The organism is Alicyclobacillus cycloheptanicus (assembly GCF_028751525.1).
GTDB classification, from domain to species: domain Bacteria; phylum Bacillota; class Bacilli; order Alicyclobacillales; family Alicyclobacillaceae; genus Alicyclobacillus_L; species Alicyclobacillus_L cycloheptanicus.
Genome location: NZ_CP067097.1, coordinates 3,391,430 through 3,405,641, shown reverse-complemented (window position 1 = coordinate 3,405,641; position 14,212 = coordinate 3,391,430). Strand labels below are relative to the sequence as shown.

Sequence of the window (14,212 nt, the reverse complement as noted above, 5' to 3'; positions counted from 1 at the left end):
GGACTGGCTTGTTCGGGGTTAGTCTCGTGCGACGGTGCTGCCGAACTGAAACAGCGACAGGTCTTGCGGCAGTTCAGGTTCTGCGGGCAGCGGCGGTAAATCGTCGAGGCTTCGCAGACCAAATGTCTGCAGAAACGTATCGGTGGTCCCATATAAAATCGGTCGTCCCGGTGCATCCTGGCGTCCCACTTCGCGAATCATGCCTCTGTGGACCAAGGTGGCCACTGCGCGGTCGGACTGGACGCCCCGAATCGACTCGATGTCCATGCGTGAGACCGGCTGCCGGTAGGCGACAATGGCCAGGACTTCAAGGGCGGCAGCACTGAGTCCGCTGGCCGTCGGCGACGTCGCCATGCGGCGCAGGTAGGTGGCATGTTCGGGCCGGGTGGTGAGGGCCCAATGACCCGCGAGCTCCATCAGCTGAATGCCCGCCCCGCGGTCGGTCAGGGCCTGCTGGAGCTCTTCGCACAGCCGCAGCGATTCGTCGACGGACAGCTGCAGAATGTCCGCAATTTCCTCCGTCGCTAACCCTTCGCTCCCTGCCGCGAACAAAATGGCTTCCAAAGGACCCGTCATGGATATCAACGTCATGCGATCTCCTCCAAGGAAATGGTGATTTCTGCAAAAGGATCTCGCTGTTCACACACAACCACGCGGTTTTTCACGAGTTCAAGCAGCGCCAGAAAGCCGGAGACCAGTTCCGAGCGCGTCCGCGCAAACTGCAGCAGCTGCGAAAACGTGCAGGTTTTCCACAGCCGCAGCCGATGCGTCATCTGTTCCATCATGGCTTCCACACTCACGACATGCCCCCTGATTTCGGCCGCCGGTTGCTCCTTTGGCGTTTTGCGCAGCAAGCTTCGGAAGGCATCGACCAGGTCCCACAGGGTGACCCCCGTCACGGGCGGCGGGTCCGTCGGCGCATACGGCGTCAAGTCGAGCGCTTCCCGCGTAAACACCAGGCTCTGCCGCTGCTCCCGCTCCTTCAACTGCTCTGCAGCCCACTTGGCGCGTTGGTATTCCAGCAGCTGCTCCACCAGTTCGGCGCGTGGATCCACGTCCTCCTCCTGGCCTGGCTCTGGTTCGGGCCGGGGCAGCAGCATGCGGCTTTTGATGGCCAGCAAGGTGGCAGCCATCACGAGGAATTCACTCGCGATTTCCAGCGACAGCTCGTCCATGGCATGCAGATACGACAAGTACTGGTCGGTTATCATGGCAATGGGAATGTCATGGATATTCAATTCCTGTTTGCGAATCAGATGCAGCAGCAAATCGAGCGGACCGGAAAACTTGTCCAGAACCACCTCGTAAGCCACGGTGAGCCCTCCCTGTGCCAGACGCGGCAATGCTCGCAGGCGCGCGATGGCTGCCGCCAATCCGAATTATACAATCGGACCGAACACGCCGAAAACGAGGTTGTGGAACCAGCTGAACAACGGCGTAAACACGTCGTTTTGTACGGGGGGCAGCAAGAACGCCAAGAGCAGGATGAATGGGCCGTACATTTCCAGCTTGGCGTATGCCAGCTGCTGTCTGGGGGGCAGCAGATTGCCGACAATCCGTGATCCGTCGAGCGGCGGCAGCGGGATCAGGTTAAAAATACAGAGGTTGCAGTTCACGTACGCGCCGACATACAAGAGTGTGCCGAGAAACTGCCCGACCGAGTTGAACAGGATATTGAGCAGGGCCAGGCACAACAACGCCAGAATCAAATTGGACATCGGACCCGCGAGCGCGGTCAGAATCATGCCCAGCCGCGGACGACGGAAATGATTGGGGTTCACGGGCACAGGCCTGGCCCAGCCGATGGGTCCAAAGAAAATCATGATGAGACCGAGGATTTCGAGGTGTGCCAAGGGGTTCAGGGTCAGACGCCCGGACATGCGCGCTGTTTTGTCCCCGAGCGCGTCGGCCGTCGCCGCGTGCGCAAACTCGTGAATCACAAGGCTGACGAGCACCGTGATGAAGATAAAGATGAAATCCTGGCTGAACAAGTTCTGAAACAAACGAGCAACTCCTTTATTCCGCTAGGATAGCGTGTGCAGCCGATTGGGCCAGGTGACCCGCTGCAGCCACGAAAGCTGGCTGGACTGACGCAGGCTCGCTTCCCACTTCGCCACGACGCTGGCATCGCGCGCCAGCACCGTCAGCGTGTTCTGCTCGGACAACGGGATGCCGACCGGCAGCATCTGAACCGTCGGAAACGCCGCTTGTGCAGCCGTGAGGAACGTCTGGACCTGTCCCGTGGGCGGCACGTGTGTGATCAGATTCGCCGCTGCCACACCCCGCTGTGTCAGGGCGGCATGCAGCACACGGGCAAACGCGGGTTCCAGACAAGCTGAATAGATTTGGTTTCGCATGTAGGCATCGACGAAAATTAAATCAAAGGTTAAATCTACATTACACAAAAACGTCACGCCGTCGCCAATCCAGTAATTCACATCGTGGTGAGACGGGCTGTCGAAGTGTTCGATCGCGATGTTCACAACGGTTTCGTCGATCTCGACGCCATAGAGTTCACATTCTGGATGCAGGGCGTGTACGGTCCGCAGCGCGGTGCCCACCCCGACGCCCAGCGAAAGAAACCGGCGCGGGGCCGGCATGGCCTCCACAAGGCTCCAGAAGGCGCGCTGGTAGGGAAATACCAGCTGCTTAGCGTTGGTTAAGGAGAGCGCCCCCTGCCATCCTCCGTTCGAACCAAACCGGAGATAGCGCACGTGGTTCTGCTCAATCACCTCAATACATGTGTGCACCTGACCCACCGTTCGCAGCACCGTTGATTCGTTCGCAAACATTGAAACCCGTCCTCGCCGAATGGGCGTATTCGAAAAGGTCACCGTGATGATGACCCGCTTCGAACAACCTCTCCTGAGTTTGGCTTCAGTATAAACGTCCGCGCCGAGTGAAGCAAAGCAAATGTTCCCAATCCAACAGGGCATGACACAAGGGTGCCTGTTCGGTAGAATGGAAGCTGACTTGTGACACGGGGAGAGGGATGGGTGGCCGTTTTGCAGAGGACCACGAGACAGAGAAAGCGTATGAAAACGCACACGACACGAACCTTGCGCAACGGGTGCCGCCGATTCATCTGCGGCGGTGTGGTTGCGGGCTTTGTCACTTGCTGGGGGATGCCTGCCGCGCTTGCCGCGTCTACAAGTGTGTACGCGGCGCAGGGTTCCGGTCAACCGGTCGTGATTGACCAAACGACAGAGAACGGCGTGCCCATGACGGCGGACCCGGTGGGCGGGTGGCCGGCGATTGTCTCCCAGGCCGCCGTGGTCATGGACATGAACACAGGCACGGTGGTCTACGCGAAGAACCCGCTGGCGCCTCACTACCCTGCCAGTTTGACGAAAATCCTGACTGCGATGATTGCCCTGCAGCGCGGTCACCTGACGGACGTGCTGACGACTTCCGCCGAGGCCGCGAACCAGCCGCCCGATAAATTGTACCTCGTGCCCGGCGAAGTAGAGCCGCTTGAAAAGCTCCTGTACGGCATGATGCTCATCTCCGCGAACGATGTCGCTGTCGAGATCGCCCAGCAGTACGGCGGGTCGGTCGCGGGATTTGCGAAACTGATGAATCAGGAAGCGCAATCCCTCGGCGCCGAGCACAGTCACTTTGTCAATCCCAACGGACTGCCAAATCCCAACCATGTCACGACCGCGTACGATATGGCCGTGATTACGCGGGCCGCCATGCAGATCCCGATGTTTCGACAAATTGTCGACACCCGCTCCTACAACTGGCATGGGCAGGCATGGAGCTCCCATTTGACGAACATCAACCAGATGTTGTTCAGTTACCCAGGCGCCATTGGGGTGAAAACGGGCTTTACCTCCGTCGCCCACGAAACCCTCGCCGTGGCAGCCACCCATGGCAGGGACACCTTTCTCGCGGTGCTGCTGGATGCGCCAACGACGACCGATATCGATCACGACGCCACCCAGCTGCTCGACTTCGCGTTCTCCCACTATCAAACGGATACGGTCATCGCAAAGGGCACTCGCGTCGGCACCCTCCCGGACGCCGCAGCAGGCAGTGCCATCCCGGTGGTGACATCCGAGCCGGTGCTGGCTACAGAGCCAGTCGGGACACACCCTGCGCCCGCCACGCGTGTGGTGGTGCATCCGCCAAGCGGCGCGGCGCCCAAAGGCACGGTCGTCGGCAAGCTGTCGTTGAAGTCGCTTGGGCAGGCGGAGAGTGTGCCGGTCACCTTGGCCGGCCGCTACCTGCCGCCGCCCTCACCGGGATGGTGGACGTGGCGCCACATTCTCTATGTAGTCGTCGCGGTGCTCGCCGCTGGATTCATCACCCGCGGGAGCATCCGGCGCAGGATACGGGTCCGCCGGATGCGGTATGGGCCTTCGTTCCGGAAGTGACGGGGCCAGGAAGCGGACCCTGCCCGTGCAGGGTCAAGCCGCTGCTGGCTGGCGCTGCCAAAACCGCGAAAGGTGCGGCCAAATGGGGCGGACAAAGCCGATGAACGTCTGAAACATCCCAAAGTACCGGAAGAGACGCGGAAGAAACATCAGAATATTGATCACCGCTCATCACCTCGGTTTCTGATTCTCCTCCACCATATGTCGAACCGCCGCGAAGCGGTTGGGCACCTTCCTTGTCAGCCTTTGGGCTTCGCCAGCGCCGCCGCCAGGAACGCAAACACAATGGCGGCGGAGATGCCAGCGCTGGTCACTTCAAAAATGCCGGTGATGATGCCGACCAGGCCGTGCGTCTGCGCTTCCGTCAGCGCGCCGTGGACCAGTGCGTTGCCGAAGCTTGTGATGGGCACGGTTGCGCCGGCGCCAGCGAACTTGATGAGCGGGTCGTATAAGCCCAGCCCGTCAAGCACTGCACCGGCCATCACGAGAATCACCATCACATGCCCGGTTGAGAGCTTCGATTTGTCCAAAATGATTTGTCCAACGGCGCAGATACCCCCGCCGACGAGAAACGCCCAAACAAACGAAAGCCAGCCAGTCTGCATTGTCATTCATCCCTTTCGTTCGAGGACTACCGCGTGGGATACGCACGGAATCGTGTCGCCCTGCTGCGCAGACACATTCGACAAAAGGGCGCCAGTCGCTGACACGAGGATGCGCTGCCAAGTACCCTCCGTCAACTTTCGCAGGAAGTGGGCAAAGGTCACCAGGCTGCAACAGGCACCGCCGCTGCCGCCGGAGAACACCTCGGGCTGGTCGGGCCGAAAAATCAAGGCGCCGCAGTCTGTCACATGGCTCGGATCAAAATTGTCTTGTTTCAGCAAATCATGCAAGATGGCCAGTCCGACGCGGCCGAGGTCGCCGGTGGCCACACAATCGAAGTCTGCCAACGTACGCCCGGTATCGCGCAGGTGCGCGACAATCGTCGATTTGGCCGCAGGTGCCATCGCAGCCCCCATCTCCCACGGACTTTTGATGCCGTAATCGCAAATGTGCCCGATGGTGGCAGCGGAGACTTGCACTCCAGTTCCTGTTCTGCCGAGCAGCGCCACGCCTGAACCGGTCACGGTGCGCTGGGCTGTGGGCGGCCGCTGTGCGCCGTATTCCGTCGGGAACCGAAACTGTCGTTCCGCGGTGCTGTTGTGACTGGATGTACCGGCCAGCACATAGTCCGCGTACCCGCCGTCAATCGCCAGCGACGCAACCGAGAGTGCCTCCGTTATCGACGCACAGGCTGCGTATACGCCAAGCGCCGGGATCGGGAAGTCCCGGTTTCCCACATAGAAACTGGTCAATTGCGCATTCAGGTCCCCGCCAATCATCAAGTCAATGTCGGTCGGCTGCTTCCCGCCCTTGCGCAGGGCTTCGTGAATGGCTTCATTGAACATGGTCTGTTCCGCATGTTCCCATGTATTTTTGCCGAGCCGATCGTCCGTGTGGCGGATATCGAACTCGTCTCCAAACGGACCATCGCTCTCCGTCTTCCCGGCCACGGTGCCGGTCGCTTGAATGACGGGGGGATTTGTGAAGACCCACGTTTGTTTTCCTACTTTTGGCATACCTCTCCCCCTCCTGACGATTCGCACGTTGTTTTGCGCACGCTGAATTACAGATGGAAGAACAGGTAGCGGATGAGGCCCACAAAAAAAGCACTGACCACACCGTAGACGATGACGGGTCCGGCGAGTTTAAACATATTGCCGCCGATCCCGGTGACCCATCCCTCGGACCGGTGTTCCATCGCGGCCGAGGCCATTGTGTTGGCGAATCCGGTGACGGGGACCGCCGAGCCTGCACCCGCCCACTGTCCGAACTTGTCGTAGACACCGCATGCGGTCAACACGACAGACAGGAAAATCATCACGGCCACGGTGGGGTTTCCAGCGTCGGTTGGCGAGAAATGCGCGACCCGAATGAAGAAGAGCTGGACAGCCTGGCCAATCGCGCAAATGAGTCCTCCCACCACAAACGCCCGAAGGGTGTTTCGAACGCTCGTTCGGGGCGGAGTATGCGCGCTCGCTAGTTTTTGGTAGGCCTGCTGCTCGTCTTTTGTACCAATGGTCATGGTTTAGCCTCCGTCAGTGGAATCGGGCTGTAGTGTACCCGGACGGAGGCCGCATTAAACGCGTTAGGGGACTGGTTTACAAGGAATTTTCAAATTCAGAAGGACCGTCTTCGGGATCGTTTTCGAGACCGTCTTGTGCTTCATTCCAGCTGATTTCGGATGGTCTGTAAAATCTTTTTCTCCAGCCGCGACACCTGAACCTGTGAAATGCCGAGGACCCTCGCCACTTCGGACTGCGTCTTGTCCCGGAAAAACCGCAGGTATACAATCAATCGTTCGCGCTCGGGCAGTGACCCCAGCACTTCGTGCAGCGCGATACGGTCGAACCAGCTGCCGCCTTCCTCGTCGGCGATTTGATCCATCAAATAGATCGGATCACCGTCGTTCTCGAACACCGTTTCGTGGATGGAGGCAGGTGGACGCAGCGCCTCCTGGGCGAACACCACTTCCGACGGCTCAATGCCGAGCGCCTCTGCAATCTCCGCGATGTGGGGCTGCCGGCCGAGTGATTTCGCCAGCTCATCGCGCACCCGCCGCACTTTCTTGGCGGTTTCCTTGAGGCTGCGGCTCACCTTGACCGTGCTGTCGTCGCGCAAAAAGCGCTGAATTTCACCGATGATCATCGGCACGGCGTAGGTGGAGAACTTCACTTCATACTGCAGGTCAAACTTGTCGACAGCTTTCATCAGCCCAATGCATCCAATTTGAAACAAGTCATCCGCTTCGTAGCCTCGGCCGAGAAAGCGCTGCACGACAGCCCACACCAACCGCTGGTTGGCGAGGACAAGCGCTTCGCGGGCGGCCGTGTCACCGGCCTGGCTCTGACGGATCAAATCTCTGACCTGTTCATCCGACAGCTTCGGCGTTCGCTCTTCTGCTCCCCTTGCATTGTCCATGGCTGTACCCTCTACGAGTGGAGTGCCGAGCGATCGGAGATGGTCTTGCGCATGATGACCCGTGTACCCTTGCCAGGCGTGGACTCAATGAAAAGCTCGTCGACGAAGTTTTCCATGATGGTGATGCCCATCCCGGAGCGCTCCAGTTCAGGGCGGGAAGTGTAGAGGGGCTGCCGCGCCTGCTCGACGTCGGAAATGCCCGCTCCGTCGTCTTCGACGATGACCTCGACGGTGCCCATGCGAATGGTGCAGCGAATGCGAACTTCCCCGGCCCGGTCTTCGTAACCGTGAATAATGGCGTTGGTGACCGCCTCGGAGACGGCCGTCTTCAACTCCGTCAGTTGCTCCATGGTCGGGTCCAGCTGCGCCGCGAAGGAAGCGACGGCGACACGAGCAAACGATTCGTTCTCCGACAGACTCGGAAACGTGAGCGTCATGTAGTTTTCAGGCGTCGGCGTGTTCTGCTGCGGGTCGTTCATGTCGTCTAAGCCTCCTTGACGGCTGCAAGAGCCTCTGTTTCCGAAGCAAACACCGGAATGATTTTCAGAATCCCGGAGAGTTCGAACAACTTTTGCAGGGACGAGCTGACTTCACACAACACCATTTTGCCTTGGTGCTGTGTCATGGTCCGGTATCGCCCAAGAATCAGCCCGAGTCCGGAACTGTCCATAAAGTCGATGCCGGAGAACGAGATGACCAGCCCCCGATAGCGGTTCAATTCCAGTGCGGACTCGATTTCATTGCGAATCTGTTCCACAACATGGTGGTCCAATTCGCCCTTCAGTCGAATCAATACAACGCCATCAACGACGCTTGCGTCAATTGCCACGACGAATTTCTCCCTCCTGCGAAGTTCAACACACCAACTCTGTCCGGTTGGTTGGCTCGCCTGCACAATTCCGCATCTCGACGCCGAACTCCTGCCCGCTGACAAAACTAGAAGCCATTCCCCTTGATTCGACACGCGGTGCACATCGCTTTGTATCGCTCTTTCTCCTATGCCTCCTTCCACAAAAGGTACTGAAAAGGGTACAATAAGACAACCTATTAAACTGGGGTGAACATCCGAATGATGACCATCGGCGAACGGATTCGCAAACTCCGCCGCGAACGCAAAATGACCCAGGCGGAACTTGGCAAAGGTTTGGTAACCACCAGCATGATTAGCCAGATTGAGTCCAACCGCGTGTTTCCATCATCCCATGTCCTCGCAGAACTTGCCCGCCGACTCGGCGTTGACCTGAACTATCTGTCCGAAGCCCTCTCGGACCAGTCAGAGATCTACAACCTGTTTCACCAAGCGCGGGGCTGTATGGAACAGGGGCAGTACGAAGCAGCCCTTGAGCTTCTGCTGTTATTGCTCGGACAGCCCCCGATGATTCGCCGCACAGAGATGATTCTCCTCGACATTGCCACTTGCTACGAACAACTCGGCGATATGAAAAAGTGCTCCGAAACATGGGAACGCCTGGTCCAGGTGGTGCTCGAGCGCGGCGACATCCCTGCGGCCATCGGATACTATTACCGGCTGGGGAACGTGTACAGGCGTCAGGAACAGGCGGCGCTGGCGAAATTGTACTGGGACCGCGCTGTTGCGATGTTGGAGCGCCACCCGGACATCTACATGCCGCTGGCCCTCAAACTGTACGCGAACCTCGCGCGGGTGAACGTCGTGTTTGCAGGTTATTCGGCGTCGGAGCGAGCCTATTTGAAGGCGGCGCAAATCGCGAAAGAGGTCGATGCGGAGATGGACCTCGTGATGATTGAGCATGGACTTTCGAATGTGTATTTGGAACAAGGACGGCAGGAGGAAGCGGAGGCGTGGACAAAACGGGCGCTGGCTCACTACGAAGCGCTGAAGCACAGCCGCGGCATCAACCAGTGCCGCATCAATCTCGCCGTCATCGATCTGCTGCGTTCCGCCCCCCAGCGGGCGGTCGATCGCCTGACGGAATGGATGGCCGCACCGGAGATGCAGTCCGACCACTTCCGGCTGGCGAAAGCCTATGCGGTGCGCGGCGAAGCGTTTGCGCAGATGGGCCAGTTCGATCGCGCCCTTGCGGACGGGCTCTCCGCCAATGAACTGCCCCGGGAGCCGCAGGTGGAAACCTGCATCTACCACCTGCTGGCGACGACATACCAGGCGCTGGGCCGCTTGGATGAAGCGTTGTTGTTTGCGAGCCGCGCCATTGAGTCGGCCGATCGGCGCCAAGACTTCACCTGGATGACGAAAACCCGAAACACGCGTCGGAGCATCACCCTGTCGAAAAATCGCAAGACGGAGACGGTGACGCCTTAACAGGACCCGCTTGGGGCGGTGACGCTGCGCATGCGCAAGCGCCCGTCCGTTATTACCTGAAAAATAATGATTTTCGATGGAATGCTTCAGAAATCGGATGTCCTCGACAACGAGCGACAACACGTGCCGTTGGTTTCGACAGCCGCCGGGGAGTGCTGTCGAAACCAGCTGAACGCGTGTGCGACCTTCAAGACCCTTTTCCGAACGTGATTAAATCCCGCATCGTTCTTCCGACACTCTGCATAAAGCCCGCTCGCTCGACGGAGGTACCCGCCAGAATGGGCGTTTCGGAGACGAGGTCTTCCCCTTCGTAGACTTTCAGCGTCCCCACCCGTTGACCGGACTTCACGGGCGCACTTAGCTGGAACAACTCGACCTTTGTCCGAATCGCCGGGTGCGCGCCGGCCTTGTACACAACGCCGACCGTATCGCCGGCCACGACCGGGATCTTTTCCGGTGTGCCTCGCGTCACCCGCACATTGTCTGCAATCACTTGGCCTTCTTGGTAAAGCACTTTGGAGCGGTAATGACTGAACGCCCAATTGAGCATACCGCTGACCTCTGCATTCCGGACCGTTGGTTTGGGCTCGCCCATGACCACGGCAATCACGCGAAATCCGTTCCGCTTCGCGGTCGCCGACAGGCAGTACTTGGCTTCAGCCGTGTACCCCGTCTTGAGGCCGTCTGCCCCATCGTAGAAGCGAACCAGTTTATTGGTGTTCACCAGCCACAACGGATGGTCTGAATCCTTGCGCAAGTAGTCGCTGTACACAGAAGTCCATTTCGTGATTTCCTGGTGTTTGAGGAGTTCCCGTGACATGATCGCGATGTCGTGGGCGGAACTATAATGATTCGGCGCGGGAAGTCCATTGCAGTTGACAAAGTGTGTGTCGTCCATCCCCAGTTCTTTCGCACGTTCGTTCATCTGCCTGACAAAATTTTCTTCCGAACCGCTCAGGTGTTCGGCCATGGCGACGCACGCGTCGTTCGCCGACGCCACCGCAATGCCCTTAATCATATCCTGTGCGGACATCGTCTCGCCAGGCTCCAGAAAAATCTGCGAACCCCCCATACTGGCGGCGTATTCGCTGGTTTTGATGGGGTCAGTGAGCTTGAGTCTGCCGTCGTCCAGGGCTTCCATAATGAGCAGCAGTGTCATCACCTTCGTGATGCTGGCCATGGGCAGTTTCTCGTGGGCGTCTTTCTCGTACAATACCTTGCCCGTGGCATCGTCCATCAGGACGGCCGATCGCGCCTGTTTCGCAAGGCCCGCCGGGGTGTCCGCGTGTTCGGCTGCGGCCGCGCTCAGCGTGTAGCCGGGGTGGACCTGCACCTCGATGTCGGAACTGCCTGAAGCTGGCGGCGGCGGAGCCTCCGCGGCAAAAACAGGACTGGCGGTGAGTAAGGTGAGTATCATGCTTGCTGTTAGCAATCCCTTGTGTGTTTGCCCCATCATCGATCCTCCCCTTGATTCATCAACGATTCAGCGTCAGAAAGGGATGCCCAGCTCGGACATCCCTTTCTGGACACCTGCCGTGAGCAGGTTCGTGCTATTGATGAATTTCCGGTTGGCGATGAACGTGCCCATCATCGAAGTCGCGGAAGGAAAAGGTCGCGCACATTGTACCCTTGTTGGTTCCGACAATGTCGTTTCCATTGGACCGCACTTCGATTGCATCGGCGACACAGTCCGTGTTGTCGTAAAAGACGCACTCCTCGACGTAACACTTGACGCCCTTTGGCATGCTCATCCCTCCCACCTGTATGGTGAGACGGACAGGGAAGATTTATGCGGAGCGGCACCAAACCGCTGGGCCAAACGACCGGCGTTCAGGATGAGCAGGCGTTCACGATGAGCGGCCACATACTCTCGCCGGGCCCTTCTGGTGCCAGTCCGAACGCGTCGGCCAGCGTGGCACCGATGTCCGCAAACGTCTTTCGATCTCCCAGCGGAACGGGCGCCTGCAGCGCAGGCGAATAGAGCAGGACCGGAACCCACTCACGGGAGTGATCTGTGCCGGGCGTGGTCGGGTCACAGCCGTGATCGGCCGTGATGCAAAGCACATCGTGTGGTGTGAGCCGTCCGAGGATTTCCGGCAGCCGCCGGTCAAACGCCTCAATCGCCCGGGCAAACCCGACGGGGTCGTTGCGGTGACCGTATTTTGCATCAAAGTCTACGAGGTTGGCGTAAATCACCCCGCTGGACTGGCGGTCCATCTGGGCAACCACCTGGGTGACCCCGTCGTCATTGCTTGTGGTGTGAATCGCCTCGGTAATGCCCGAACCACCGTAAATGTCGGCAATCTTGCCGATACCCGTGACCGGGTGTCCCTGCTGCGTCAAGCGGTTCAACACGGTTTCACCGAACGTCAATGAAAAGTCCTTGCGCCGGTGTGTCCGCTCATAGCGGCCAGGGGATCCCCGGAATGGGCGGGCGATGACGCGGCCCACCCCGTGGCGGCCCGTAAGCAGGTTTCTCGCAAACAGGCACCAATCGTAAAGCTGCTCGACCGGGATGACGTCTTCGTGCGCGGCGACCTGAAACACGCTGTCTGCGGACGTGTAGACAATCGGACGCCCCGTTTCCTGATGCTTTGGACCGTACGCCTCAATCACCTCCGTCCCAGAGGCCGGGCGGTTGCAAAGGACCGGTTTGCCCACGTACGCTTCAAACGGTTCAATCACTTCCGGCGGGAATCCGTTCGGATACACCGGCAGCGGCTCGTGCAGAATCACGCCGACGTACTCCCAATGCCCGTTGGTGGTGTCCTTTCCGTAGGACTGTTCCTGCATTTTGCCGTACGCACCCTGGACGGGGGCTTTCGCCAACCCAGGGATGTCGTCGATACACCCGAGGCCAAGGGCTGCCAGATGGGGCGCTTGTAAGCCCGCGACTGCTTCCGCCACATGGCGAAGGGTATGGCTTTGTTCGTCCGAAGAACCATAACGATGGGCATCGGGCGCAGCCCCAATGCCCACACTGTCGAGCACAATCCAAATCCAGCGTTTCACTCGCACGTGGTTTTTCCTCACTTTCTCACGGACATTCACGCATGCAACAGCGCGCGTCACGCACGCTACGAGGTTGTCCGGTGCCCGATGCTGGCATACACTGTGCGCGCGAATGACACTATGCGCGCGGATGCGCAGAAGAGTACACCTCGCGCAGCCGACCTCGTGTGACGTGCGTGTAGATTTGCGTCGTTGAAATGTCTGCGTGTCCAAGCATTTCCTGGACGGCGCGCAAGTCCGCGCCGCGTTCGAGCAGATGCGTCGCAAACGAGTGCCGCAGCGTATGCGGCGTGATGTCCTTCAAAATCTGTACCTGATGTGCGTACTTCTTGAGAATTTTCCAGAATCCTTGGCGAGACATCGGGCGGCCCAGGTGATTCAAAAACAAGGCGTCCGAATTGTGCCCCCGCAGCAGGGTGCCGCGCGCGTGCTGCAGGTAGTCGAGCAGTGCGCGCTGGGCTATCTCGCCAATCGGCACAATGCGTTCCTTGGACCCTTTTCCCATGCATTTCAAGAACCCGGTCGACAGATTCACATCGGATAGACGAATCGAGATGAGTTCGCTGACACGAAGCCCCGTGGCGTATAACAGTTCCAACATCGCTTTGTCCCGTATGCCGGCCACCGTCGAGCCGTCCGGTGCTTGTAACAGGCGTTCCACTTCGTCAATCGACAGGACCTTCGGCAGGCGCTTTTCCATCTTCGGACTGTCAATATTGACCGTTGGATCCGCATGAATGCGCTCCTCTTTGAGCAGAAAATGGTAGAAAGAACGGAGACTGGCCAGATTCCGGAGCAGGGTTGCGCTCGCGCGGCCGGTGGAACGAAGCGTGACCAAATAGTTGATAATATCGTGGCGCTGTGCTTCCTCGAGGGCGACAGGCGGTTTTCGATTCCGCAGGAACCCCGAAAACGCCGTCAAATCTCTTCGGTAGGACTCCAGGGTGTTCGTCGACAAACCTCTCTCCACTTGCAAATACTCCATAAACAAAGACAGCAAATCCATTCCCCAAGCCCCTTCACGGTTGCTCCAGCGGGATGTCCACGCCTTGATGACCAACCCACATCCGATTCGTGTGAGACTATTTCCACGCGTCAAGGAGAAAGTCCTGCCTTGGCAGATGGATGGGAACGAGATGGATGGGAACGGCCGAAACATCACAGGGTGCCGCTGACGCGGACAACGACGCATGCGTTAATTCGAGAGCCGCATGTAGACAGCCGTTTCACGTGCGGCCTCGCTGAGGACGCTCAAGAGGGATGGATGCGGCGCAGTCAACTGGGTGACAGCCACATAGGACCCGTTCGGGTGCGTTTGAAAGTGCAGCGGGAATGCCCGTTTGAGGGCAGACAATACCGTCATGACCCCCCATGCGAGAACGATCATCAAAATGCCGGTTTGGATGGCGCGCGACAGGCGTTTGAACGTGGCTGGCACGAGCCACACCCCCTCTCTTCAGCTTCTGTGCACTGGGCGGCCGCGGTGGTCACCTCCGCCAAA

Annotated in this window: 17 protein-coding genes; 2 read left to right on the top strand and 15 right to left on the bottom strand. The window is 58.9% G+C overall.

Going from position 1 to position 14,212, the window contains the following annotated elements; all coding sequences use genetic code 11:
• Positions 1-18 precede the first annotated feature (18 nt).
• From scpB to JI721_RS15960, 4 genes are all read right to left on the bottom strand, one after another.
• Entirely contained in the window at positions 19-591 is a 573-nt protein-coding gene (scpB, locus tag JI721_RS15975) for an SMC-Scp complex subunit ScpB (protein WP_274455845.1), read from the bottom strand.
• Complete coding sequence (locus JI721_RS15970; RefSeq protein WP_274455844.1) at positions 588-1,313, bottom strand: segregation and condensation protein A; 726 nt, start codon at positions 1,311-1,313, stop codon at positions 588-590. The genes scpB and JI721_RS15970 overlap by 4 nt, the downstream gene beginning before the upstream one ends.
• 66 nt (positions 1,314-1,379) lie before the next feature.
• Complete coding sequence (locus tag JI721_RS15965; RefSeq protein ID WP_274455843.1) at positions 1,380-2,003, bottom strand: site-2 protease family protein; 624 nt, start codon at positions 2,001-2,003, stop codon at positions 1,380-1,382.
• A 21-nt stretch (positions 2,004-2,024) separates the two neighbouring features.
• Positions 2,025-2,792, bottom strand: a complete 768-nt coding sequence (locus tag JI721_RS15960) for a spermidine synthase (protein WP_274455842.1) — start codon at positions 2,790-2,792, stop codon at positions 2,025-2,027.
• A 243-nt stretch (positions 2,793-3,035) separates the two neighbouring features.
• Between JI721_RS15960 and JI721_RS15955 the strand changes: the two genes are divergently transcribed.
• On the top strand, positions 3,036-4,379 hold the full coding sequence (locus JI721_RS15955) for a D-alanyl-D-alanine carboxypeptidase family protein (RefSeq protein WP_274455841.1): 1,344 nt from the start codon (positions 3,036-3,038) through the stop codon (positions 4,377-4,379).
• A gap of 239 nt (positions 4,380-4,618) precedes the next feature.
• Here the strand turns inward: JI721_RS15955 and spoVAE are convergent, their stop codons facing one another.
• From spoVAE to spoIIAA, 6 genes are all read right to left on the bottom strand, one after another.
• A complete protein-coding gene (gene spoVAE, locus JI721_RS15950; RefSeq protein WP_274455840.1) occupies positions 4,619-4,984 on the bottom strand; it encodes a stage V sporulation protein AE in 366 nt (121 codons plus the stop codon).
• 6 nt (positions 4,985-4,990) lie between these two features.
• Positions 4,991-5,998: a stage V sporulation protein AD gene (spoVAD, locus tag JI721_RS15945; protein ID WP_274455839.1), complete on the bottom strand. Its 1,008-nt coding sequence runs from the start codon at positions 5,996-5,998 to the stop codon at positions 4,991-4,993.
• Positions 5,999-6,045: 47 nt separating this feature from the next.
• Entirely contained in the window at positions 6,046-6,504 is a 459-nt protein-coding gene (spoVAC, locus tag JI721_RS15940) for a stage V sporulation protein AC (RefSeq protein WP_274455838.1), read from the bottom strand.
• A 140-nt stretch (positions 6,505-6,644) separates the two neighbouring features.
• Positions 6,645-7,400: an RNA polymerase sporulation sigma factor SigF gene (gene sigF, locus JI721_RS15935; protein WP_274455837.1), complete on the bottom strand. Its 756-nt coding sequence runs from the start codon at positions 7,398-7,400 to the stop codon at positions 6,645-6,647.
• 11 nt (positions 7,401-7,411) lie between these two features.
• Complete coding sequence (gene spoIIAB / locus JI721_RS15930) at positions 7,412-7,879, bottom strand: anti-sigma F factor (RefSeq protein WP_274455836.1); 468 nt, start codon at positions 7,877-7,879, stop codon at positions 7,412-7,414.
• A 5-nt stretch (positions 7,880-7,884) separates the two neighbouring features.
• Positions 7,885-8,229, bottom strand: coding sequence for an anti-sigma F factor antagonist (spoIIAA, locus tag JI721_RS15925; RefSeq protein ID WP_274455835.1), 345 nt, complete (start codon positions 8,227-8,229; stop codon positions 7,885-7,887).
• A 240-nt stretch (positions 8,230-8,469) separates the two neighbouring features.
• On the opposite strand from spoIIAA, the gene JI721_RS15920 reads away from it, so the two are divergent.
• Positions 8,470-9,699, top strand: a complete 1,230-nt coding sequence (locus JI721_RS15920; RefSeq protein ID WP_274455834.1) for a helix-turn-helix domain-containing protein — start codon at positions 8,470-8,472, stop codon at positions 9,697-9,699.
• A gap of 187 nt (positions 9,700-9,886) precedes the next feature.
• Here the strand turns inward: JI721_RS15920 and JI721_RS15915 are convergent, their stop codons facing one another.
• The 5 genes from JI721_RS15915 to JI721_RS15895 form a co-directional block, all read right to left on the bottom strand.
• Positions 9,887-11,152: a D-alanyl-D-alanine carboxypeptidase family protein gene (locus tag JI721_RS15915; RefSeq protein ID WP_274455833.1), complete on the bottom strand. Its 1,266-nt coding sequence runs from the start codon at positions 11,150-11,152 to the stop codon at positions 9,887-9,889.
• Between the two features lie 97 nt (positions 11,153-11,249).
• Complete coding sequence (locus JI721_RS15910) at positions 11,250-11,444, bottom strand: DUF1540 domain-containing protein (RefSeq protein ID WP_274455832.1); 195 nt, start codon at positions 11,442-11,444, stop codon at positions 11,250-11,252.
• A gap of 85 nt (positions 11,445-11,529) precedes the next feature.
• Positions 11,530-12,717, bottom strand: coding sequence for a phosphopentomutase (locus JI721_RS15905; RefSeq protein ID WP_274455831.1), 1,188 nt, complete (start codon positions 12,715-12,717; stop codon positions 11,530-11,532).
• Positions 12,718-12,829: 112 nt separating this feature from the next.
• Positions 12,830-13,717 (bottom strand): site-specific tyrosine recombinase XerD, encoded by an 888-nt coding sequence (xerD, locus tag JI721_RS15900; RefSeq protein WP_274455830.1) that lies wholly within the window; start codon positions 13,715-13,717, stop codon positions 12,830-12,832.
• Between the two features lie 189 nt (positions 13,718-13,906).
• Positions 13,907-14,149 (bottom strand): hypothetical protein, encoded by a 243-nt coding sequence (locus JI721_RS15895; RefSeq protein WP_274455829.1) that lies wholly within the window; start codon positions 14,147-14,149, stop codon positions 13,907-13,909.
• Positions 14,150-14,212: the final 63 nt, after the last annotated feature.